Annotated in this window: 17 protein-coding genes; 15 read left to right on the top strand and 2 right to left on the bottom strand. The window is 44.7% G+C overall.

Features of this window, described 5'->3' with window-relative positions:
- Positions 1-17: 17 nt before the first annotated feature.
- From OC193_RS09715 to OC193_RS09675, 9 genes are all read left to right on the top strand, one after another.
- A complete protein-coding gene (locus tag OC193_RS09715; RefSeq protein WP_017063565.1) occupies positions 18-194 on the top strand; it encodes a hypothetical protein in 177 nt (58 codons plus the stop codon).
- 248 nt (positions 195-442) lie between these two features.
- Positions 443-1,039 carry a GTP cyclohydrolase II gene (locus OC193_RS09710; RefSeq protein WP_009848836.1) on the top strand — a complete coding sequence of 199 codons (597 nt, stop codon included), beginning with the start codon at positions 443-445 and terminating at the stop codon, positions 1,037-1,039.
- 176 nt (positions 1,040-1,215) lie between these two features.
- A complete protein-coding gene (locus OC193_RS09705; protein WP_048659573.1) occupies positions 1,216-2,475 on the top strand; it encodes an imelysin family protein in 1,260 nt (419 codons plus the stop codon).
- Between the two features lie 113 nt (positions 2,476-2,588).
- Positions 2,589-3,977, top strand: coding sequence for a di-heme oxidoreductase family protein (locus OC193_RS09700; RefSeq protein WP_048664735.1), 1,389 nt, complete (start codon positions 2,589-2,591; stop codon positions 3,975-3,977).
- Positions 3,978-4,119: 142 nt separating this feature from the next.
- Positions 4,120-5,181 (top strand): imelysin family protein, encoded by a 1,062-nt coding sequence (locus OC193_RS09695; RefSeq protein ID WP_048664736.1) that lies wholly within the window; start codon positions 4,120-4,122, stop codon positions 5,179-5,181.
- Positions 5,171-6,259, top strand: a complete 1,089-nt coding sequence (locus tag OC193_RS09690; RefSeq protein WP_048664737.1) for a DUF1513 domain-containing protein — start codon at positions 5,171-5,173, stop codon at positions 6,257-6,259. Before OC193_RS09695 ends, OC193_RS09690 begins: the two co-directional genes overlap by 11 nt.
- Before the next feature lie 80 nt (positions 6,260-6,339).
- On the top strand, positions 6,340-7,878 hold the full coding sequence (locus OC193_RS09685; RefSeq protein ID WP_048664738.1) for a L,D-transpeptidase family protein: 1,539 nt from the start codon (positions 6,340-6,342) through the stop codon (positions 7,876-7,878).
- 198 nt (positions 7,879-8,076) lie between these two features.
- Entirely contained in the window at positions 8,077-8,625 is a 549-nt protein-coding gene (locus tag OC193_RS09680) for a YcbK family protein (protein WP_048659567.1), read from the top strand.
- 99 nt (positions 8,626-8,724) lie between these two features.
- Positions 8,725-9,378: an MBL fold metallo-hydrolase gene (locus OC193_RS09675; protein ID WP_048664739.1), complete on the top strand. Its 654-nt coding sequence runs from the start codon at positions 8,725-8,727 to the stop codon at positions 9,376-9,378.
- 112 nt (positions 9,379-9,490) lie between these two features.
- Here OC193_RS09675 and OC193_RS09670 read toward each other — a convergent pair whose 3' ends face one another.
- Positions 9,491-10,291, bottom strand: a complete 801-nt coding sequence (locus OC193_RS09670) for a DUF2982 domain-containing protein (RefSeq protein ID WP_048664740.1) — start codon at positions 10,289-10,291, stop codon at positions 9,491-9,493.
- Positions 10,292-10,511: 220 nt separating this feature from the next.
- On the opposite strand from OC193_RS09670, the gene OC193_RS09665 reads away from it, so the two are divergent.
- On the top strand, positions 10,512-10,904 hold the full coding sequence (locus tag OC193_RS09665) for a hypothetical protein (RefSeq protein WP_048664741.1): 393 nt from the start codon (positions 10,512-10,514) through the stop codon (positions 10,902-10,904).
- Between the two features lie 147 nt (positions 10,905-11,051).
- Here the strand turns inward: OC193_RS09665 and OC193_RS09660 are convergent, their stop codons facing one another.
- Positions 11,052-11,258, bottom strand: a complete 207-nt coding sequence (locus OC193_RS09660; protein ID WP_123924080.1) for a hypothetical protein — start codon at positions 11,256-11,258, stop codon at positions 11,052-11,054.
- 167 nt (positions 11,259-11,425) lie between these two features.
- Between OC193_RS09660 and OC193_RS09655 the strand changes: the two genes are divergently transcribed.
- The 5 genes from OC193_RS09655 (at position 11,426) to OC193_RS09635 (ending at position 16,642) form a co-directional block, all read left to right on the top strand.
- Positions 11,426-12,520 (top strand): TRAP transporter substrate-binding protein, encoded by a 1,095-nt coding sequence (locus tag OC193_RS09655; RefSeq protein ID WP_017060957.1) that lies wholly within the window; start codon positions 11,426-11,428, stop codon positions 12,518-12,520.
- Between the two features lie 192 nt (positions 12,521-12,712).
- Positions 12,713-13,258, top strand: a complete 546-nt coding sequence (locus OC193_RS09650) for a TRAP transporter small permease subunit (protein WP_048664742.1) — start codon at positions 12,713-12,715, stop codon at positions 13,256-13,258.
- Positions 13,259-13,267: 9 nt separating this feature from the next.
- Positions 13,268-14,551, top strand: coding sequence for a TRAP transporter large permease (locus OC193_RS09645; RefSeq protein WP_048664743.1), 1,284 nt, complete (start codon positions 13,268-13,270; stop codon positions 14,549-14,551).
- A 104-nt stretch (positions 14,552-14,655) separates the two neighbouring features.
- Positions 14,656-16,011 (top strand): cache domain-containing protein, encoded by a 1,356-nt coding sequence (locus tag OC193_RS09640; protein ID WP_048664744.1) that lies wholly within the window; start codon positions 14,656-14,658, stop codon positions 16,009-16,011.
- On the top strand, positions 16,004-16,642 hold the full coding sequence (locus OC193_RS09635) for a response regulator transcription factor (RefSeq protein WP_048659561.1): 639 nt from the start codon (positions 16,004-16,006) through the stop codon (positions 16,640-16,642). Before OC193_RS09640 ends, OC193_RS09635 begins: the two co-directional genes overlap by 8 nt.
- The last annotated feature ends 23 nt before the right edge of the window (positions 16,643-16,665 follow it).

Below are 16,665 nucleotides of genomic sequence, written 5' to 3'. Positions count from 1 at the left end.
TATATAAGGATGTGTCTGTGGATAACGTAATCTCAAATTTAAAGAAAGAGTTCCATACTCATGTCCGATCTGACAAATGGGCAGAAAAATACAGTGCAAAATCGAGCATTTCTACGCTTACTCAAGAAGAGTTAACTGAATTAGAGAACGCTTGGGTTCAACTTGTCATCTGGAAGCAAACCCAAGTAAGCTGAACGTTCTGTAAAAATCGTAACTTCAGCCGCAACTGATTAATTTATAACCCCATGTTGGTCATTCCAATGTGGGGTTTTTTGTTACCTGAAAAATTATTGTTATAATATAACAATTTGAGCATGGTCGACCTTGAAAAAAATTGTTAACAGCCTCATAGTGTCTATCATTAGATAGTTAGCTACAAAATATTGCCTAGACATATAATGTAGTGTTGTTAAATACATCGAATTTTCAAGTGAGTATAGTTATGGCGGAAGTGCGTGCCAGAATAGATTTCAAAGTAGGGGTAACAAGCAGTATTGATGCTGAACTTCTGTCTTTTCATGGATTGAAAACAGACAAAGAGCATGTTGCTGTGATATTTAAATCAGCAGATAAGACACAAGACATACCTCTTGTTCGTATGCACTCTGAGTGCTTGACTGGTGATGTTTTCCATTCATCTCGCTGTGACTGTGGCGAGCAGCTAGACGAAACCATTAGAATTATGGGTGAGACGGGTGGAGTGATTCTTTACTTACGCCAAGAAGGTCGTGGTATTGGTTTATACAACAAAATCGATGCATACCGCCTGCAAAGCGAAGGTATGAACACTTACGAAGCCAATAACCACCTAGGCTTTGGTGATGACTTACGTGATTTTACTGAAGCAGCAGAAATGTTACGCGCTTTAGGTACCACAAAAATCCGTTTGGTGACCAACAACCCTAAGAAAATCAATGAACTTAAATCCTTTGGTATTGAGATTGAAGAAGTGGTGAATACCTCTGCTCATATCAAATCGGGTAATGAGAGCTACCTGAAGGCGAAAGTCTCACACGGTAAGCATAACCTGGATATCTGATTCGCTTACTTGTTGCGCTTAACATAAAAATGTTTAAAGACCTCACATATGTGAGGTTTTTTTGTATTTATCTTGCAATAAAATTGTGAGTTTGTATTATTCCAATCCGTAGTGCAAATGATAATGGTTTGCACTATTACTACGAATAATAATTTAAAGCTCAACAAGGATGCTTCATGACCATTAAATCTTTAGTGACAAAAGCAGTAACTTCGTCACTCATTTTTGCCTCTGCTTCTTCTTTTGCAGCAGTAACTCAAGATCAAGTTGTAGAACACTATGCAGATATTGCTCATGCCGTGTTTGCCGATTCAGTAATTACAGCAAAAGCGTTGAACTCTTCTATTGATACCTTTTTAGCTTCTCCTTCTGCTAGCAACTTCGAACAAGTAAAACAAGCTTGGCTTGAGTCTCGTGTTCCTTACCAACAGTCTGAAGTGTTCCGCTTTGGTAACGTTGTTGTTGATGATTGGGAAGGCCAACTAAACGCATGGCCACTAGATGAAGGTCTGATTGACTACGTTTCTTCTGATTACCAATATGAGCTTGGTAACGAAGGCGCTAGCGCAAACATCGTGGCTAATAAGACTTTCCAAATCGGTCAGACTACGGTTGATGCAACTAACATTACTCCAGAGCTAATCGCAGACTTGAACGAGATCGGCGGTTCTGAAGCGAACGTAGCGTCTGGCTACCACGCAATTGAATTCCTACTTTGGGGCCAAGATTTAAACGGTACAAACAGCGGCGCAGGTGAGCGTGCTTACACTGATTTCGTTGTTGGTGCTGAGTGTACTAACGGTAACTGTGACCGTCGTGGCGCATACCTAAAAGCATCTGCTGAGCTGCTTATACAAGACCTAGAGTGGATGGAAAAGCAGTGGGCTGAAGGTGAGAAAGGTAACTACCGTCAAGAACTGCTTTCTGAATCTAGCGACAACGGCTTACGTAAAATGCTATTTGGCATGGGTTCACTGTCTCTAGGTGAACTAGCGGGTGAGCGTATGAAGGTTGCACTAGAAGCAAACTCTACAGAAGACGAGCACGATTGTTTCTCTGATAACACGCACAACTCTCACTACTACAACGAGCAAGGCATCTACAACGTTTACACGGGTCTATATAAGCGTGAAGACGGCACTCTGCTTTCAGGTCCAAGCCTGTTTGACCTAGTAGAGCAAAAAGATGAGCAAGCTGCGAAAGAGATCCAAAAGCAGTTTGACCTAGCACGTGCACAAGTTGGTCAACTAGTAACGTCTGCTGAGAAAAACAACCAGCACTTCGATCAGCTAATTGCTGCTGACAACGCTGCGGGTAACGCACTAGTAAACAAAACGATTGTTGCGCTAGTGTCTCAAACAGCTGCAATTGAGCGTGCTGCGGGTGTGATTGGCATTGATAGCCTGAACCCAGACACAGCGGATCACGAGTTCTAAGAACCTGAGCCAAAAATAAATATAAGGGCTCTCATTGAGCCCTTAATTGTTTGATCCTCAAGAAAGCCACACCCACATAAAAACTAAAACCAAAAAACACAGCAAGGCAATGTATGAAGTCGTATCTATCAGCCTCACTATTAACCGCACTGTTTGTCTTATCGCCATTACATGCCCATGAAACTTACTCTGGCGGCAAAACGACCGTTAAGAAAGAGGGGGCGAACGCTTTTTCCCTTCCCGCAGCCAACCTACCAATGAGTAAACGCTTAGATTTCAGCGTAGGCAACAGTTTCTTTAGAAACCCTTGGGTTCCCGCACCGTCATCAACTGATGCTCGTGATGGATTAGGACCACTATTTAACACCAACGGCTGCCAAAACTGCCACATCAAAGATGGTCGTGGTCACGCGCCAGAAAAGGGCGATGAGAACGCGGTATCCATGTTGGTTCGCTTGAGCATTCCGGCTGAAACGCCAGAGCAAAGACAAGCCTTTATTCGCGATGGTGGCATCCCAGAACCGACTTACGGTGGCCAGCTACAAGATTTCGCACTTCAAGGTGTTAAACCTGAGGGGAAAGTGAACATCAGTTATACCGATGTTCCTGTTGAATTTAAAGACGGCACGGTTGTTACTCTGCGTAAACCCACTTTAAAAATTACTGAGCTTGCGTTCGGTGAGATGCACCCTAAAACGGAATTCTCAGCTCGTGTTGCTCCGCCAATGATCGGTTTGGGTCTGCTCGAGAGTATTCCTCAAGAGACGATTCTTGGTTTCGCTAAGCAACAAGCAGCGGATAAACAGGGCGTATCGGGTAAAGCCAATTACGTTCTTGATGTTCGCACAAACGAAATAGCACTGGGTCGTTTCGGTTGGAAAGCCGGACAGCCAAATCTAATGCAGCAAAATGCAGCGGCATTTAATGGTGACTTAGGCCTAACAAGCAGCTTATTCCCGAACGAAAACTGCACATCTGCACAATCGACTTGTGATGATTTCCCAAATGGCGGTGAGCCAGAAGTCAGCGACAACATCCTAGATTTTGTTGAGTTCTATTCGCAGCACTTAGCAGTACCTATTCGTCGTAATGTTGATGATCCGGCTGTCGTGCAAGGTAAAAAACTGTTCAAAGACGTTGGCTGTCAAAGCTGTCATCAAGCTGAGTTCCGCACGGCAGAGCGAGAAGGTCTGCCAGCATTATCTAATCAGTTAATTAGCCCATACACCGATATGCTGCTGCATGATATGGGTGAAGGCCTAGCGGATAATCGCCCAGAGTATCTGGCTAACGGTCAAGAGTGGCGCACCACGCCATTGTGGGGGTTAGGTTATACCAAAGAAGTGAATGGTCATACGTTCCTGCTTCATGATGGTCGTGCAAGAAACGTTATGGAGGCGGTACTTTGGCATGGCGGTGAAGCAGAAATGGCAAAACAAAACGTACTGTCTTTGAATGCGATTGAGCGTGAAGCACTGCTGGCGTTTTTGAACTCGCTGTAGTCGGACTGAGATTTAGCGGTTTAACTACTCAGCTAACCTAAAGAACACAACCGCTGAACTTGTAGGAATACGAGCTCAGCGGTCGTTTCATATTTAGTGAACTCATATAATTAAAAGAAAAATTAGGAAGTAAGGTAACAGCATGACACATAAATTTTTGTTAATGCCTTTGTCGGTATTAATCATGGCAGGCTGTCAATCATCGGGTGAGCAGACTGCTTCATTTGAGGTTAACGGTGTGTCCTATCAAGCCGACACGGCAAGTCATATTAGTCGCAGTGTCTATCAACAAGAGTTTGATTCTGCAGTTCTATTTGCCAAGCAAGCCAGTGAACTAGAAGTCTTGATGCAGGGTTACTGCCAAACCAATAGTGTTGAGCTTGATACGTTGAAAGCTCAGTGGCAGCTTACAATGAACAGTTGGATGGCACTACAAGGTCAAGAAAGAGGCCCAACAGCGGCACTGGAAGAGAGCTGGAATGTTCAGTTTTGGCCAGACAAAAAGAACACCACAGGTCTAAAGATGCGTCAGCTGACTCAGCAAGATAAAGCTTGGTCACAAGACGAAATTGCACAGCAAAGTGTGACCGTTCAGGGGCTTGGCGCCTTGGAGTGGTCTCTGTACGACGAGCAATCTCCACTGCTTCAAGACAAAGCTTCAGGCTGTCTATCTTCACCAGCTATCGCACAAAACTTGGCAATGAAATCGGCCTCTATTGCTGAAGCTTGGCAGGTTAACCCGTGGCTAGCGCTAGACGAGATGCGTTGGGAATCTGAATACATCGCTCTATTGACTAACCAGCTTGATTACAGCATGAAAAAGCTGAGTCGCCCGATGGCGAAAATTGGTCATCCGCGTCCTTACTTCTCAGAATCATGGCGTGCACAAACCTCGATGACTCAACTAAAAGCCAATGTAGCAGCACTTCAGAATTTGTACCTTGCCGATGGCAATGGCCTAGACGGCTTGTTGAGAGAGAAGGGCTTAAACGACCTTGCTGACCGTGTTGCTGACCAGTTCACATTGACGCTAGATACTTGGCCTACAGACTCAAGCTTGTTTGAGTTATTGCAGAGTAAAGAGGGCTACCGAGATGTGCTAACTCAATACAACAAACTAGAACGTTTGAAGTACCTGATTCATGAAGAAGTGGCGATAGAGCTTGGCGTGGTAATAGGATTTAATGCTACCGATGGTGACTGATACTACGCGAAGAACGCTACTCAAAGCTGCACTGGGTTGTGCAGCTGTTCCATTGCTTCCGTTTGGCTGCGCTAGTCGCTCTGGTGCTGTGAGCTCATCTAGTGAGCCTCAATTAATCGGTTGTGCGCTGAATGGGCGAGGTCAATATTCAGCGGTTGTGGCTGACGAATATGGAATGCCATTGAGTCAACTGCCGATTCCAGATCGTGGTCATGGCGTCGCGATTTGCCCAACCTCATCACATGCGGTGGTTTTTGCTCGTCGTCCTGGTGACTATTTTATGGTGTTTGACTATAAAAACGGTCAGCAGATCAAAATGGTCGTGAAAGGTAAGAACCGTCACTTCTATGGTCATGGCGTTTACTCATTAGATGGTAAGTTACTGTATGCCACTGAAGGGAAAACGGACAGCAGCCAAGGTGTGATTGGCGTTTACGATGTCGCGCAAGGCTATCGTAAGGTCGAAGAGTTCAGCGGTTTTGGTATTGGGCCTCATGAAGTGATCATCATGCCGGATGGTAATCTCGCGATCGGCGTTGGTGGCGTTCATACTGATGGTAGAACACCGAAAAACCTAGATTCGATGCAGCCGAGCTTGAGTTATGTTTCTCCTGAAGGTGTGTTACTTGATCAGGTTGAATTGTTGGATAAGAAGCTGAGCATTCGACACTTAGCCCATGATGGTGCTGAAACCGTGCTTTGTGGCCAGCAATATCGTGGTGAACCAGATGAGTATCCTTCGCTATTGGCGATGCATACTAAAGGCGGGCAGTTTGAATCACTGAACGCAGAGCCAGAGCAATGGGCAAGGTTCAATCACTATATCGCCAGTATTGCGGCGTCAGATGATTGGATTATTGCGACTTCGCCAAGAGGCAACTGCTACGGTATTTGGTCCAAAGAGAGTAAAGAGTTAGTCGAACTTTCTGCGCTATCTGATGCCTCTGGTGCCGTGTTACTTGATGGAGAGTTTCGACTCAGCTCTGGGGCGGGGAGTGTGGTTAGCCAGCGAAAGCCTCATGAGAAATCGACCCAGCAATCTACGGTTCAGTGGGATAACCACTGGTCGTCAATTTGATACATATAGCACCTTAAAAATTAACATGCTTACTCCAATTTCTTTGCCATACTTATTAGATTATGGGGATGGAGTTAAGCATGTTAGCGAAATACTTCTGTGGATTATTGGTGTTAGTTTCTGTGCACGCATGGAGCTATACGAGTTCTGACGAGAGCCGTTTCATTCCGGCTGATTCAGAGCTCTCTTTTATGCTGATTTATCCAGAGCTTACCCAGAGTATTTATCAAGACACTTCTTTTCCTATCCTTTGGGATTCGCCAGAACTGGTTAAAGCATTTGAATTTCAATTGTCGCTTCTCGAACAAGCTCAAATGGCACCGCTCTTTGAACGACAACTTAAGCAAATCCGTCACTATCAATCCTACGCTCAATGGCAAGAGTTGGACATATTACTTACCGACACCTTTATCTACTACCTAAGCTACGTTGAAAATGCGCCACTTGCCGGTAAGGAGTGGTACTTTTCGGGTAAGCTACATTCCAAATTACCAGCGCCTTCGCCCCATATTCTGATGAGACTGAAAAGCAGTGTCGCCAATGATTACTTATTGGAGATGGTGTTGTCTTACGCACCGCCAGTGGGGGATTTCGACCAATTCAAGGCGACTTATTCAGTTTTAGAAACCGCGTCCGAGCTCAAGATTGATCGGTACAGACAGAAAGGCTTGAAACGCTTGGGCGACTCGCTTTCAGACAAAGCGACTCTGGTTGAACGTATTGCCTTGGTCGGTGTTGATACTTCGATGATCGCGGTCGATTTCCCTAAGTTCGATCGAGATCTGCAAACGGCGATTAAGTCCTTCCAGCGTATGCACGGTCTTACAGACGATGGGATCATCGGCCCTGACACGATAAAGTGGATCAACATGGGCTTTGATGATCGATTAACCTCATTGGCTCTGAATGCTGAACGTGTTCGTTTGTGGCCAAGAGACCGAGATTCTCTCATCGTCGTTAACGTGCCGAGTTTTGACATGAAGTACTGGGAAGATGGCGAAGAGGTGTTTGAGTCTAAAGTCGTCGTGGGAAGAAAATCGCGAAAAACACCGCTTTTAGAGATAAACCTAGATTCTGTCATTGTAAACCCGACTTGGAATGTGCCATGGAAAATCATGGTTAAAGATATCCTGCCCAAAGTAAAAGCGGACGAAAGCTATTTAGAGACACACAACTTCCAAGTCATTGATGGCTGGCGTACCATGGAAACGGTCGATACCACCGAGATAGATTGGCAGACCATCAATTTCAATTCATTCCCATATCGAATGCGTCAACAGGCGGGTTCGAGTAATGCATTAGGTTTGTACAAGTTCAACACACCTAACAAAAGAGCGATTTATCTGCACGATACGCCAAGTAAAGGTCTGTTTAATGATGACTTCCGTGCTTATAGCTCAGGTTGCATACGTGTCGAACATGCAGAAGAACTTGCTGAGTTATTGTTTGCCACTAAGGTAAGGAAAGTACCGAACCAAAATGATGACCTTGCTCCGAACACTAAGGTTCGCCTCAAAAAGCGAATTCCTGTGCATATCATCTATCAAACCGTGTTGTTTGAAGAAGGGGGCATACAGTACCGTGGCGATATCTACCAATATGATAAAGAGGGTGGTTGATTGAAATGTGTTCAATAAAGGTGATCTTGACTAAAAAATGACAACTAAGCTTCTATTGATAAAATTATAATGTGGATCAATAACTAACCGCGTAAAGGTTACAAATACTAACCTTTTGAGCGGTTTTAGTACGTTGACGCAGCAATTTTCATTATGTATCGTGCATTTTTCGTTCGATCTAATTGGTTTTTTTGCTGTATGTCTCAAAGTTTATTTTCTCGCCGTCAGTTTCTGACTTACGCTGGTGGTACCGCTGTTATCGCCTCAATTACACCTTCTATCGCTTTTGCTTCATACCCGGATCAACCAAGAACGATTAGCATGAATAACCTTCACACCGGTGAAAGATTAGAGACCTGTTATTTCGATGGTACTAACTATGTTGGTGACGAGATGGCACGCCTTAGCAAGCTATGTCGCGATTTCCGCCGCAATGAAATTCATCCAATGGATAAAAACCTGTTTGATCAGATCACTCAGATTCAAAACGTGTTAGGTATTCAAAAAGAAGTCCAGATCATCTCTGGTTACCGTTCTCCAGCGACCAATGAAGCATTGCGCTCAAAATCGAGTGGCGTGGCGAAGAAGAGTTATCACATGCTTGGTAAAGCGATCGATTTTCGTATCGATGGTGTCGATCTGAAAGAGCTAAGAGACGTAGCCAAAAGCCTGAATGCCGGTGGTGTTGGTTATTATGCACGTAGCAACTTTATCCATATCGATACTGGCCCAGTACGTAGCTGGTAGAGTTAGGTTGAGTTTGCGAGCGAATGCTAGGTACTTGTCAAAGTAGACATCCAATGTCATAGTTTGCCCAAATTTCAGTTTGCCCTCTAAGGTTTGTATATGTCTCTTAAGTATCAAGTTGTACCTGTTACCTCTTTCTCTCAAAACTGCTCAATTGTGTGGTGTGATGAGGCAATGGAAGGCATCGTTGTCGATCCGGGCGGTGATGTTCAACAACTAGCTGCGATCATTGAAGAGCTAGGTGTTAAAGTGGTGAACTTGGTACTGACGCACGGTCACTTAGATCATGTTGGTGGTACGGTACCACTTGCTGAGATCTTAAAGGTGAATATTGTTGGTCCACATAAGGCCGATAACTTCTGGCTTCAAGGTCTAGAGAATCAAAGCCAAATGTTTGGATTTCCACTGTGTAAAGCCTTTGAACCAAACACTTGGTTAGAAGAGGGTGACAAAGTCACGTTTGGTAATCAAGTGATCGACGTGATTCACACGCCGGGCCACACTCCAGGCCATGTTGTACTGTTCAGCGAGCAAGCACGTCTAGCGTTTGTGGGTGATGTATTGTTTAACGGCGCAATTGGTCGTACTGACTTCCCACAAGGTGATTTCAATACACTTATCGCTTCAATTAAGACAAAGCTTTGGCCACTAGGCAGTGACGTAACATTCGTTCCGGGTCATGGTCCTGAATCGACATTCGGTCGCGAGCGCGCATCAAACCCGTTCGTAGCAGATGAAATGCCTCTGTACTAATTAAGCCTTTGATTAAAAGACCAGTTGTTCGTGTCGATTGATTGAAAAATGAAGCTTAGCTTTTGTTGTGAAAGCTAAGCTTTTTTATTGCGCGCGAATTTACTGGCAACCCTTAGTCAGAAAGGCGTTCAGCAGCAGCCAAGTAGCGTCGAGCCAGTCCAACAAACTCTTCTCCACTCATATTTAAATCTTGAGTTGATATGAAAATATCATAACCGTGGAAGCCCCTTTGATACTTCATCCTGTTGGCAAGCATCGCCTGTAATCCAGAATAGTCTTTAATCACCGTGCTTTGATTGTTCGTTTCATCAGATGATTCTGAGGTCGTCTGTGTTTGGCTATCGTTGAAGCTTACCTCTTCAGTATTTTTTAACTCTTTATATCGGCTCAGTTCCACACAACCGTTCTCAGTGCAGCGCGTATGGTAATGCGATGAGTCGAGAACCATATCTTCAAAGTTTGACTCTTTACCCGCTTGTTTGGCTCCTAGATACAAAAGTGCTCGTTGGCTGAGTAATAACTCACAGGTGATTTTGGGGCAGATCGAATCGAGGTAGGGCGAGTAATCTTTAACCTTGATACCAATCCAAGGCAAAGGTTGGTGCCAGCCATCTTGTTCATAGGTGCAAAGCCCAATTTTTTGGATGTTGTTCCACTTTAAGACCCAGCCCCCTTTATAAAAATGCTGCTGAAAATGAGTCGGGGTGAGTGTGAACATCACTCGGCTGCGCAGCATCAAATAGTAGCCGGTTCCCAGAAGGGCAATACTGCAAAAAGCACCCACGATCAGTAACTTTGGATTGTCACTGTAGAGCGCAACGATCAAGCAAATGAAGCCTAAAATAACGGCGAGGATACGGTACGAGCGAGTGAATGAAGGCAAAGAGAAATTAGTAAGGTGACGAGTGTCCATAGGCAACACCAAGTTTTCATATTTTTGTCTGGATGGATAACCAGTGTATATGACCCTGAATTGATAAGTCGATGTTTAAATAATAGACGCTAGTAGACAATATCGGTATTTTTCGTCGACTTTCGACGCTTCACTCTACAAATAGCTCCTGTTTTTTGGTATAAATCGCGCTTCAAATTTTCACCACTGCGAAAAGAGCAGTGAACTGGAGAAATATTCAATGAGACTTGCTCATAAGCGTAAGGTGCAGGCTAAACTGCAGAAACGCACTAAAGCGGCTGTAGTTAAAGCAGTGGCAACGCCGAAAAAAGCGAAGCCTGTCGCAGAGAAAGTTGTAGCAGAAAAAACTGTAGCAGCAAAACCAGCGGTAGAGAAAACAGTAGCAGCAACTAAAGAAGTTGCAGTAGCACTGACTCCTAAGCAACAACAAGTTCTAGACATCGTTGTTAGCAATGCTGAAGGCATTAACCCTAAAGGTATCGGCCTAGAAGCTGGTCAAGAAGACGCGAAAGCAGCTTCATGGGCAACAGGCGCATTGAAAAAACTTCTTGAAGAAAACCTAGTAGCGAAAGAGCAGCTAGCAGGTAACAAGGTTATCTACAAAGCTATCTAATCCTGTGGGATTACATTCGCTTCGTTAAGTTTTTAAGCCTCGATTATCGAGGCTTTTTTGTGCCTGTCATAAACTTCATTTACCACTTATTCTCATTTACTGGTTATTCCCATTCCGAGCGACCGCCTAACTTGCTATATCTAATTCCTAGCTTTGCTTCTCATCAGCAAGCCCTAAAGTAGGGCGCGTAACTAAAAAGTGCGGGTGACTTTCCCAAAAATGCAGCAATGGATAGAGCTTCATCACGAAATGGGAATCAATTGTTAATAGCGGTTCATTATAACTACTTAGGTATTTATCAATACGCATTGCCTTGGTGAATGTCCAAACTCCTTTAAAATCGACGCTATTCAATCATCTCCTACGTAGTTCTACTTAATCCTTTGGTCTAATACGTAACTTTGCTCACGCCATGCGTGCGTGCTCTCCCTGATATCTTGTTGCCTCATCACGGTGCACTCTTATATTGAATCATAAAAAATGCTCATAGAAAGAGTGTTAACCCAACAAAGGACGTGAACATGAGTCTCATTTCTAACTCCCTCACACGAGTTTTTAAAAACGTTGCAGTAACCGCTGCGGCTTGTTTAGCTTTGGTCGCTACTGGTGCTACAGCCGCTGATAAGGTTTATCGTTTAAAGCTTGCAGAAACGTGGGGACCAAACTTCCCAGTTTTTGGTGATGCAACTAAGAACATGGCAGCGATGGCTGAGAAGATGTCGAATGGTCGACTTCAAATCAGAATCGATTCAGCAAACAAACACAAAGCCCCTCTTGGCGTTTTTGACATGGTTAAGTCTGGTCAATACGACATGGGTCACTCAGGCTCTTACTACTGGAAAGGTAAAGTTCCAAACACTCTTTACTTCACTTCTATGCCTTTCGGTATGACGCCAGCAGAACAATACGCGTGGTTCTATCACGGTGGTGGTATGGAATTGATGGAGCAGGTTTACTCTCCACACAACTTGATGTCGTTCCCAGGTGGTAACACAGATATTCAGATGGGTGGTTGGTTTCAAAAAGAGATCAACAGTGTTGAAGATCTACAAGGTCTGAAAATGCGAATTCCAGGCTTTGCGGGCGAGATTCTTGCTGAGCTAGGTGCGAAACCAACCAACATTGCCCCAGGTGAACTTTACACGTCTCTAGAGCGTCGCACGATTGATGCACTCGAGTGGGTAGGTCCATCACTGGATTTACGAATGGGCTTCCACAAAATCGCGCCTTACTACTACACAGGTTGGCACGAGCCGGGTTCAGAGCTTCAATTCCTAGTGAACAAACGCACGTGGAACAAGCTGCCTGAAGACCTACAAGAAATTCTGCGTGTTGCAATGCGTACAGCAGCTTACGACATGTACACACAAGCAACGCACGAAAGTGGTAAGAACTGGGTTTCAATGAAGACAGAATACCCAGATGTACAAGTGAAAGATTTCCCGCCAGAGGTTATGTCTGCTCTGAAAGAAGCGAACGATCGCCTACTTGCTGCACATGCTGAGAAAGATGAGCTAGCAAAAGAGATTCAAGCTTCACAAGCAAGCTACCTAGAGCAAGTACGTTCATGGACGGATATTTCTCACAGAGCTTACCTAAATAGCCAAGCGAAATAATCGACAGTTGTTGAACTGAATCTAAATGAACCCAAAGCTTTCCATATTAGGCAACTAAGAGTGAGTAAGTGGCGGGTTCATTTAAAACATAATAACTAAGATAAATCCTGTATTACGCTCAAGAACCTTTTCTACGTCCTACAGCTCGTTACCTAGCTGCGCGATGTCTTTTCAAATTCCATGGAGTCGGGAATGCGAAGTCTAATTTATATTGAACGCCTGTTTAATCGTATCGGTGACGCACTGGGATGGCTTTCCAGTATGTTGTTTATTTTACTTATCGCCAACGTCGTGTATGACGTTGTCATGAGATATGCCTTCAACGATGTCTCTATCGCCTTCCAAGAGATGGAATGGCACCTTTTCTCAGCCGTTTTCCTACTTGGTGTTCCTTATGCCATCAAAGCGGGGGGGCATGTTCGAGTTGACGTGTTCTACGAGCAACTGAGCTTTAAAGCACAAGCGATTATTGACCTGCTGGGTACGCTTATCTTTCTACTTCCGTTTTGTCTGCTGGTGGCTTGGTTTGGTATCGATGTTGCCAAAGAGAGCTATGAACTGGGGGAGACCTCAGGCGATCCCGGTGGCCTGCCGTATCGCTGGATCATCAAAGCCATGATCCCGCTGTCATTCTTCTTAATGGCACTGAGTGGCGTAGGTTTGATCTTGCATTCACTGAACAAGATTTTTAATCCGCACCTAGTCCATGCAAACAATATCCATACAAACAACAAGTAGAGGCTGAACATGATTGGAATAGTAATGTTTTTCGTAGCCTTGTTTGCGCTTTTACTTGGCTTCCCAGTGGCGTTCACCTTTGGTGGTATCGCGTTAATCTTTGGTGTTTGGGCTGAGGGCATTGAGATGTTTGCCTTCATGCCATATCGAATTCAATCCATTATGGAAAACACGGTTCTGATGGCCGTTCCATTGTTTGTTTTCATGGGGCTTGTTCTACAAAAGACCAAGCTTGCTGAGCAGTTGCTTGAGTCTATGGGAAGGCTGTTCGGTGGCGTACGTGGCGGTATCGCGATTTCAACCGTATTGGTAGGTTCACTGCTTGCGGCTTCTACTGGTGTGGTTGGTGCTTCTGTTGTTGCAATGGGACTTATCTCTCTGCCAGTAATGCTTAAGTACAATTACGACAAAGGCTTAGCGTGCGGCACCATTTGTGCGTCTGGTACGTTAGGGCAAATCATTCCGCCATCCATCGTGTTGATCTTGTTAGGTGATGTACTAGGTGTACCAGTAGGGGACTTATTCCAAGCGGCGATTTGGCCGGGCGTGATGTTAGTCGGCGCGTACATTCTCTACATCTTGATATACGCTAAGCTACACCCTGAAGCGGCTCAACCGATTGAGCGAGACGATTCAATCAGCCGTAAGCAAGAAGTGTTAGATGCACTTAAAGCGATTCTTCCGCCTCTCGCGTTAATCATTGTTGTACTGGGTTCAATCTTTGCGGGTGTGGCAACCCCAACAGAGTCTGCAGCATTAGGTGGCGCGGGTGCTATGGTATTGGCACTACTGTACGGTCAGTTTAGTTGGTCGATGGTGTACGACGCATCGAAAGAGACGGTGAAAGTAACAGCGATGGTGTTTGCTATCTTGTTGGGTGCGACTGCGTTCTCGATGGCGTTCACTTATACCGGTGGTGATTATCTGGTTGAAGAGTGGATGCTACAGCTTCCAGGCGAGAAGTGGGGCTTCCTGATCATCACCATGTTAGTGATTTTGATTTTAGGTTTCTTCATCGACTTTGTTGAGATCTGTTTCATCATCGTACCGATCATTGCGCCAGTTGCTGAGCTAATGGGCATCAACATGACATGGTTCGCTATCCTGATTGCGATGAACCTACAAACCTCATTCCTGACGCCGCCATTTGGTTTCAGCCTGTTCTATCTAAAAGGCGTGGCACCAAAAGGCGTAACTACGAAAGACATCTACCGCGGTGTGATGCCATTCATTCTGATTCAAATCCTCGTACTTGGATCACTTCTCGCATTTCCTGCGTTCTATGGAATGTGAGTGACGCCAAGAATGTGAATGATATGTTTCAACGGCTATCTATAAATTGCTAAAATAAAACGGCTTATTGATGTTCAATAAGCCGTTTTTAGTGAGGAAAAGGAATGCCTCTAAAAGCCAAGCTGATTTTGCTGACGTTACTCCCGTTGCTGCTGGTTACGGCGAGTATTAGTTGGATCTCGTTACACCAAACCAAAACGTTGGGCGCGAAAGAGGTCGAAATCTTCAGAGACAGCTTAATCAAGTCACGTGAAAACGCCCTCAAAGACACAGTAGACCTCGCATTCGATGCCATTGAGCACATCTACAACGACCCTGACATCCAAGAAGCTCAAGCCAAAACGGAAGTTCGAGCCATATTGTCTAAACTTAGATACGGGTCGGACGGGTATTTCTTTGCCTACGATCGCCACGGAACCAATTTAGTTCATCCGATTCAGCCTGAATTGATTGGTCAAAACCTACTTGAACTGCAAGACGAGGATGGTGACTTTCTGATAGAAGCCCTGCTAAGAGAGGCACAAACGGGCGGAGGATTTCACCAGTATTTATGGCAAAAGCCATCGACGGGTGAGGTGGTGTCTAAGTTGAGTTACGCCGCTTGGCTAGAACGCTGGGATTGGATGATTGGCACCGGTTTGTATATTGAAGATGTGCACCAAGAAGTGGCTTCAATGCAGGCTGAGATAAACAAGAATATTGAAACCACGTTCTTTTCTATTGTGGTGATTTTGAGTGTGACGGTGGCCGTTATTATCGTACTTACCTTAGCCATCAACATGCATGAACATCGTATTGCCGATAACAACCTCAAAGAACTGGCGCATAAGACGGTGATGTTCCAAGAAGACGAGAAGAAACACCTAGCACGTGAGTTACATGATGGTATTAACCAATTATTAGTGTCGAGTCGTTGTCACTTAGAGCTACTCGGTAATAAGCTACAGAGTGAGGACCTTAAAGCACATTTGAATAAGTCACAGCATTCACTTATGCGAGCGATTGAAGAGGTGAGGCACATTTCACATCAACTTCGCCCAAGTTCACTGGATGACATTGGCTTAGAAGCGGCATTGTCTTCGTTGTTATTAGATTTTCAGGCGCACTCCGGTATTGAGGTGGAAACTTTATTTAGCACTCAACCGGGTAAGTTAAAATCAGAAGCCGCAACGACCTTGTATCGAGTGGTGCAAGAGTCATTGAACAACATAGAGAAACACGCGCAAGCGACCAAGGTAACGGTTATCGCTCAGCAAATTGGCAACGTGTTGCAACTGCTTATCCAAGATAACGGTGTTGGTTTCAATACTTATAAAGCGATGGAGAAGCGAGGGATCGGACTGCGTAACATGAGAGAGCGAGTGGAGTTCATCGGCGGTGATTTTGAGTTGATGAGTGAGATTGGTTTCGGAACGGAAATTACAGTGTTACTGACACTAGAAGGATTAGTGAATGAGTGAAGTTATTCGAGTTGTGATTGCTGACGATCACCAAGTCGTACTGGATGGCTTTATGGCGAGATTAGAACTCGAGCCTGATATTAGCGTGATAGGCACAGCCAGTAATGGATTAGAAGCGGTTGAGACAGTGAAAACGCTGCGCCCTGATGTGGTGTTGATGGATATTAGCATGCCTATCATGAATGGTATTGATGCGACCCACCTGATTAAAGAAGAAGACCCTGAAGCCAAGGTGTTGATGCTGACCATGCATAATAACCGTGAATACATCATGAAGGTGATGCAGTCGGGCGCGGTCGGCTATATGTTGAAAGAGATTTCGGCTGAAAAAATGGTGCAGGCAATCAAAACCGTCAATCAAGGCTCGACCTATTTCTGTGAAAAAGTAACGCAGAATTTGTTTACTCAGCCAATTACTCCGACGCAATCTGTGAAGAATCCATTGAGCAGACGTGAAGAAGCGGTATTGAAATTAGTCGCGAAAGGGGAGAGTAGCAAAGAGGTCGCGAAGGCACTGAATATCAGCTATCGAACGGTCGAAACCCATAGACAAAATATTAAGCATAAGCTAGATATTCACTCTACAGCAGAGCTCGCTAAATACGCAGTCAGCTCCGGGCTTGTGGACTGATCTTACGCTAAATTACATTAAAT

The sequence above is a fragment of the Vibrio crassostreae genome (genome assembly GCF_024347415.1).
GTDB classification, from domain to species: domain Bacteria; phylum Pseudomonadota; class Gammaproteobacteria; order Enterobacterales; family Vibrionaceae; genus Vibrio; species Vibrio crassostreae.
The sequence above is the reverse complement of the archived record's forward strand: the minus strand, read 5'-3'. Positions and strand labels throughout refer to the sequence as shown.